Origin of the sequence: Kitasatospora sp. Root107 (assembly GCF_001424875.1) — a bacterium.
Classification (GTDB): Bacteria; Actinomycetota; Actinomycetes; order Streptomycetales; family Streptomycetaceae; genus Kitasatospora.
This window is the reverse complement of the sequence record NZ_LMCT01000022.1, coordinates 47,576-54,068: the sequence shown is the minus strand read 5'-3', so window position 1 is coordinate 54,068 and position 6,493 is coordinate 47,576. Positions and strand designations below refer to the sequence as shown.

The window sequence follows — 6,493 nt, the reverse complement described above, 5'->3', positions numbered from 1 at the left end:
ACATATCTGGCGTTGACTTTTGGCACGCTGTTGAGTTCTCAAGGAACGGACACTTCCTTCGAGCCGCTTATCAGGCGGACCCTCCGGGCGCTTCGTTCGTTTCCACCATCCTAGCAGATCCGTTTGCTTCGTTTTAACCGAAGTTTTGCGAATCCGTCATCTGGTGTTCATCGCCGTCTTGCGGCGACTCGACAAACCATAGCCCTTCCGCAGCGGAGTGCCTAATCGAGCCGCCGCGCGCCGCGTCGACCCCTCACCCGGTCGGCCCAGCACTGTCTGCTCACACCCCTCTATGCCGCCCGATCGGCACGATCGTCGCGGCTCATCCGCATGGCGTAGAGTGCGGCGCGTCGACCAAGAGGACTAGACCACTCGTGCCCTCGTAAGCCCCTGCCAGCAGGGACGATGACGGCACGCAGCAGCAACCGTGCACTACGGGCGTCGGATCGCCAGTCGGGACCCGCCCCAGTGGATGCTTGCGAAATGTCCTTAGTTGGCATGATTTAGGCTTCAGAACGATCACACCGCCGCTGTCCGCGGCGGCACGCTGTGCTCCGTACCTGGGAGGCTCCACCATGACCACTGTGACCTCGCCGCTGGCTGGTCGCGCCGTCGGGCTCGCCAACGTGCCCGACCCTGTCTTCGCCGGCGCGATGGTGGGCCCCGGCACCGCCATCGACCCGGTGCGCGAGCCCACCGAGGCGGTCGCTCCGGTGGACGGTGTCGTCGTCTCCATGCACCCGCACGCCTTTGTGGTGGTGGACGTCGACGGCCACGGGGTGCTGACTCACCTGGGCATCGACACCGTCCAGCTCAATGGCGAGGGCTTCGAGCTGCTGGTGTCGAAGGGCGACACCGTCACCCGCGGCCAGGCGGTCATCCGCTGGAACCCGGCCGAGGTCGAGAAGGCCGGCAAGTCGCCGATCTCCCCGATCGTCGCGCTGGAGGCCTCGGCCGACGCGCTGTCCGGGGTGGTCGAGAACGGCGACATCGCCGTCGACGGCGACCTGTTCACCTGGAACTGACGGACCGAGACGACATAACGCGCCGTCCCGCCCCGCAGTCCGGGGTGGGGCGGCTCGGCCAGTACCCGGGTGAAAGGAACCCACAATGGAACAGGCGCTGCGAGGCGTAGGTGTCAGCCACGGTGTCGCGATCGGCCAGGTCCGGCACATGGGCACGGCGGTGCTGGAGCCCCCGGCCACCCAGATCCCCACCGAGGACGCGCCTCGCGAGCAGGCTCGCGCCCAGGCGGCCGTGGACGCCGTCGCGGCGGACCTGATCGCCCGTGGCAACCTGGCGGGTGGCGAGGCCCAGGCCGTGCTGGAGGCCCAGGCGCTGATGGCGCAGGACCCGGAGCTGATCGCCGACGTGAACCGTCGGATCGCGGTCGGCAGCAGCGCGGAGCGGGGCGTCTACGACGCCTTCGCCGCGTACCGGGCGCTGCTCGCCGCTGCCGGGGACTACCTGGCCGGCCGGGTCGCCGACCTGGACGACGTGCGGAACCGGATCGTGGCCCGGCTGCTCGGCATGCCGATGCCGGGTGTGCCGGACAGCGACGAGCCGTACGTACTGTTCGCCCGGGACCTGGCGCCGGCCGACACCGCGCTGCTCGACCCGACCCTGGTGCTCGGCTTCGTGACCGAGGAGGGCGGGCCGACCAGCCACAGCGCCATCCTGGCCCGGGCGATGGGCGTGCCGGCCGTGGTTGCCATGCCCGGTGCCACCGATCTGCCCGAGGGTGTCGTGGTCGCGGTCGACGGCTCCACCGGCGAGGTGCTGATCAAGCCGTCCGAGGAGAAGCAGGCCGAGCTGCGCCGAGTCGCGGCCGAACGCAAGGCCGCGCTCTCCTCGTCCTCCGGTCCGGGGCAGACCTCGGACGGGCACAAGGTGCCGCTGCTCGCCAACATCGGCGGCCCGGCGGACCTGCCGGCCGCGCTGGAGAACGGTGCCGAGGGCGTCGGCCTGTTCCGTACCGAGTTCCTGTTCCTGGACGACTCGGCCAAGGCGCCGAGCGAGCAGAAGCAGATCGAGGCGTACCGCAAGGTGCTGGAGGCCTTCCCCGAGGGCCGGGTGGTGGTGCGGGCGCTGGATGCCGGCGCCGACAAGCCGCTGGACTTCCTCACCCCGGCGGACGAGCCAAACCCGGCGCTCGGTGTGCGCGGTCTGCGCACCCTGCTGGAGAACCCCGAGGTGATGCAGACTCAGCTGCGCGCGCTGGCCAAGGCCGTCGAGGGTCTGCCGGTCTACCTCGAGGTGATGGCGCCGATGGTGGCCGACCGGGTCGACGCCAAGGCGTTCGCGGACGCCTGCCGCGAGGCCGGGTTGAAGGCGAAGTTCGGCGCGATGGTGGAGATTCCGTCCGCCGCGCTGCGGGCCCGTTCGATCCTGAACGAGGTCGAGTTCCTCTCGCTGGGCACCAACGATCTGGCTCAGTACACCTTCGCGGCGGACCGCCAGGTCGGCGCGCTGGCCCGGCTCCAGGACCCGTGGCAGCCCGCGCTGCTCGACCTGGTGGCGCTCTCGGCCGAGGCGGCGAAGTCGGTCGGCAAGAGCTGTGGGGTCTGCGGCGAGGCGGCCTCCGACCCGCTGCTCGCCTGTGTGCTGACCGGTCTCGGCGTGACCAGCCTGTCGATGGGCGCGGCGGCGATCCCGTACGTGCGCTCCACGCTGGCGAAGTACACCCTGGCGCAGTGTCAGCGGGCGGCCGAGGCGGCCCGTGCCACGGACACCGCCGACGAGGCCCGGGCGGCAGCGCAGCAGGTGCTGTCCGGCGAGTAGTCCGGAAAAGGGGCGCCCACCAACTGGTGGGCGCCCCTCTGTCGTACGGTCAGGACCGGCGGTCGCGGCCGAGCTGTTCGAAGAACCGCAGGTGGTCGAGGTTGTCGACCGAGCCGGGGTTGACGGCCTGCTCCAGCGGGGTGCCGGCCAGCAGGCGCTTGACCGGGACCTCGATCCGCTTGCCGGTGAGGGTGTGCGGCAGGCCGGTCACCGCGATCACCTCGTCGGGGACGTGACGGGGTGACAGCTCGGTGCGGAGCGAGCTGCGGATACGGCCGATCAGGTCCTCGTCCAGGGTCGCGCCGGGGGCGAGGACCACGAACAGCGGCATCCAGTAGCCGCCTTCGGCCTCCTCCAGGCCGATCACCAGGGACTCGGTGATCTCGGGGAGGCGTTCGACCACCTCGTAGATGTCGGCGGAGCCCATCCGGACGCCCTGCCGGTTGAGGGTGGAGTCGGAACGACCGTGGATGACCACGGTGCCGCGCGAGGTGACGGTGATCCAGTCGCCGTGCCGCCAGATGCCGGGGTAGGTGTCGAAGTAGCTGTCGTGGTAGCGGGTGCCGTCCTTGTCGCCCCAGAAGCCGATCGGCATCGAGGGCAGCGGCTGGGTGACGACCAGTTCGCCGACCTGGTCGGTGAGCGGGTCGCCGTTGACGTCCCAGGCCTCGACGGCGGAGCCGAGGCAGGGGGCCTGGATCTCGCCGAGGTACACGGGGAGGGTGGGGACGCCGCCGACGAAGCAGGAGCAGACGTCGGTGCCGCCGCTGACCGAGGCGAGCCAGACGTCCTGCTTGACCTCGTCGTAGATCCACTGGAAGCCGTCGGGGGGCAGCGGCGAGCCGGTGGTCCCGATGCAGCGGACGGCCGAGAGGTCGAGGTCGCGGCCGGGGTGCAGCTCGGCCTTGCGGCTGGCGATCACGTACGCGGCGGAGGTGCCGAGCACGTTGGCGCGGGTGCGGGCGGCGACCGACCAGAGGGCGCCGGTGTCGGGGTGGCCTGGGCTGCCGTCGTACGTGACGATCGTGGACCCGACCAGCAGGCCGGCGATGAGGAAGTTCCACATCATCCAGCCGGTGGAGGTGTACCAGAAGAACCGGTCGTCGGGGCCGAGGTCGAGGTGCAGGCCGGCCTGCTTGAGGTGCTCGACCAGGATGCCGCCCTGGCTCTGCACGATGGCCTTGGGCAGGCCGGTGGTGCCGGAGGAGTAGAGCACCCAGAGCGGGTGGTCGAACGGGACGGGCTCGAAGACCGGCTCGACGTCGGCGGCGGTCAGCGCGCTCCACGGCAGGGTGCCCTCGGGGGCCTCGGTGCCGAGCAGCGGGACGTGCACCACGGTCTGCAGGGACGGCAGTTCACGGCGCAGCTCGGCGACCACCTCGCGGCGGTCGTGGTTCTTGCCGCCGTACCGGTAGCCGTCCACGGTGATCAGGGCGACGGGTTCGAGCTGCTGGAAGCGGTCGAGCACGCTGCGGGCGCCGAAGTCGGGGGCGCAGCTGGTCCAGACCGCGCCGACGGCGGCGGTGGCCAGCAGGGCGACCACGGCCTCCGGGATGTTCGGCAGGTAGCCGGCCACCCGGTCGCCGGGGCGGATGCCCTGCTCGCGCAGGGCGGCGCTCAACGAGCCGACCTGGCGGCGGAGTTCGGCCCAGCTGAGCTCGGTGGGCGGCTCGCCGCTCTCGTCCAGGTGGAGGATCGCGGGCTTGTCCCGGTAGCTGTCCTGCTCGCCGCGGCGGAGGGCAGCGGCGGCGTAGTTGAGGCGGGCGCCGGGGAACCAGCGGGCGCCGGGCATGGACCGGTCGGTGAGCACGGCCTCGGGCTCGGTGCTGAACCGGACGTCGAACCACTCGGTGACGGCCCCCCAGAACCGGGGCAGGTCCTCGGTGGACCAGGCGTGCAGGGCCGCGTACCGGGCGGCGGCCTCGTCGTCACCGGCGGTGGGCGCGAGCGGCGCGGCGGGGGCGCCGTGGTGTTCGGCGGCCCAGGCCTGGAAGGCGACGATCTGGGTGGCGGCGGCGCGAGCGGGGTCGGGCCGCCAGAGCGGCTGATCCTGGGGTGGGGTGCTCACGGTGGTGGTCTCCCGGCCGGTCGGTGGGGACGGGACCGGCTTGTGGCGGCCCGCCCGGAGTGGCGCTGACGGTGCTGGACTCTGCCACGTGATCGTCCTGTGCGCCAGGGTGGCAGGTGGGCGCCCACCTGCGGCGACGGGCCGGAAGTCGGCCCGCCGTCAGTCGAAGCTGCCCTTGAACCAGGCGTCGGCGACCTGGTTGTGCAGCGGGAAGGCCAGTGGGGTGGGCGTGTTGATCAGGTACCAGCCGTCGGTCTCGTCGGTCGGGACGGAGGGCGGCAGGTCGGCCAGGGCGCGGGACGGGAAGAGGGCGAAGAGCATCAGGAACGCGCCGCGCGGGTCACTGCCGGTGTCCACCAGGCGGGCGCTCGCGGGGTCGGCGTCGATGCCGGCCTCCTCGCGGAGTTCGCGGGCGGCGCCCTGCTGCCAGCTCTCGCCGAAGTCGACGTAGCCGCCGGGGAGGGCGAGTTCGCCGTAGCCGGGCTCGATGGTGCGGCGGATGACCAGCAGGCTGCGGGTGCCGTCCGGCCGTTCGACGGGGAGCAGCGCGACGGCGACGGGCAGCGGGTTGCGGTAGCTGATCTCGCCGCAGCCGGGGCAGGTACGCGGCCAGACGGTGCCGGCAGCCGCGTACGGCGTGCCGCAGAAGTGGCAGTGTGAGTGGGGGCCGGTCATGACTGGATGGTAGTGCGAAGGGGTGACGACGCGTCACTGTCTCGCGCAGCTGCCTCGAGGAGGAGATGTGATGGCTGCTTCGTTCGCCGAGGCGCTCGCGGCGGGGCCGCTGGTGCTGGACGGCGGGTTGTCCAATCAGCTTGCGGACGCGGGGCACGATCTCTCGGACGGGCTCTGGTCCGCCCGGCTGCTGGCGGACGACCCGTCGGCGATCACCGAGGCGCACCGGGCGTACTTCGCGGCGGGTGCCCAGGTGGCCATCACCGCGAGCTACCAGGCGAGCTTCGAGGGGTTCGCCCGCCGGGGTGTCGACCGGGAGCAGGCCGCCGCGCTGCTGGGCCGCAGCGTCGGGCTGGCGAGGGCGGCGGGACCGGGCTGGGTGGCGGCCTCGGTGGGACCGTACGGGGCCGTGCTGGCGGACGGTTCGGAGTACCGGGGCCGGTACGGGCTGACCGAGGGTCAGCTGGTGGACTTCCACCGGCCCCGGATCGAGGCGCTGCTGGCGGCGGGTCCGGACGTGCTGGCGGTGGAGACGATCCCGGACACCGACGAGGCGGCGGCCGTGCTGCGCGCGCTGGCGGGGGTCGAGGTCCCGGTCTGGCTGTCGTTCAGCATCGCGGGTGACCGGACCAGGGCGGGCCAGCCGATCGCGGAGGCGTTCGCGCTGGCGGGGGCCGCGCCCGAGGTGCTGGCAGTCGGGGTGAACTGCTGCTCTCCGGCGGACGCGGACGCCGCCGTGCGGGTCGCGGCGCGGGCGAGCGGGAAGCCGGTGGTGGTGTACCCGAACAGTGGGGAGAGCTGGCAGGGCCGGTCCTGGCAGGGTGAGCCGACCTTCCGGCCCGACCGGGTGACGTCCTGGCTGGCGGACGGGGCCCGGCTGGTGGGTGGCTGCTGCCGGGTCGGTCCGGCACAGATCCGAGCCCTGGCCGCGGCCGTGCGGAACTGACCGCTACTACCGGGAAAGGTGCA

At 72.2% G+C, this 6,493-nt stretch carries 5 protein-coding genes; 3 read left to right on the top strand and 2 right to left on the bottom strand.

Annotation, left to right across the window (positions count from 1 at the left end):
* Positions 1–575: 575 nt before the first annotated feature.
* Together ASC99_RS20025 and ptsP are read left to right on the top strand one after the other, a co-directional pair.
* A complete protein-coding gene (locus ASC99_RS20025) occupies positions 576–1,025 on the top strand; it encodes a PTS glucose transporter subunit IIA (protein WP_057233988.1) in 450 nt (149 codons plus the stop codon).
* Between the two features lie 85 nt (positions 1,026–1,110).
* Positions 1,111–2,781, top strand: coding sequence for a phosphoenolpyruvate--protein phosphotransferase (ptsP, locus tag ASC99_RS20020; protein WP_057233986.1), 1,671 nt, complete (start codon positions 1,111–1,113; stop codon positions 2,779–2,781).
* A 49-nt stretch (positions 2,782–2,830) separates the two neighbouring features.
* Here ptsP and ASC99_RS20015 read toward each other — a convergent pair whose 3' ends face one another.
* Together ASC99_RS20015 and ASC99_RS20010 are read right to left on the bottom strand one after the other, a co-directional pair.
* A complete protein-coding gene (locus tag ASC99_RS20015; protein WP_057233985.1) occupies positions 2,831–4,849 on the bottom strand; it encodes an acetoacetate--CoA ligase in 2,019 nt (672 codons plus the stop codon).
* Between the two features lie 159 nt (positions 4,850–5,008).
* A complete protein-coding gene (locus ASC99_RS20010; protein ID WP_057233983.1) occupies positions 5,009–5,524 on the bottom strand; it encodes an NUDIX domain-containing protein in 516 nt (171 codons plus the stop codon).
* A 70-nt stretch (positions 5,525–5,594) separates the two neighbouring features.
* Here ASC99_RS20010 and mmuM point away from each other — a divergent pair, with 70 nt between their 5' ends.
* Positions 5,595–6,470, top strand: a complete 876-nt coding sequence (gene mmuM, locus ASC99_RS20005; RefSeq protein WP_057233981.1) for a homocysteine S-methyltransferase — start codon at positions 5,595–5,597, stop codon at positions 6,468–6,470.
* Positions 6,471–6,493 lie beyond the last annotated feature (23 nt).

Bases quoted from the DNA above. Each gene is read 5' to 3' on its own strand.
- ASC99_RS20010 (WP_057233983.1), bottom strand. From the start codon at position 5,524: ATGACCGGCCCCCACTCACACTGCCACTTCTGCGGCACGCCGTACGCG.
- ASC99_RS20025 (WP_057233988.1), top strand. From the start codon at position 576: ATGACCACTGTGACCTCGCCGCTGGCTGGTCGCGCCGTCGGGCTCGCC.
- ptsP (WP_057233986.1), top strand. From the start codon at position 1,111: ATGGAACAGGCGCTGCGAGGCGTAGGTGTCAGCCACGGTGTCGCGATC.
- mmuM (WP_057233981.1), top strand. From the start codon at position 5,595: ATGGCTGCTTCGTTCGCCGAGGCGCTCGCGGCGGGGCCGCTGGTGCTG.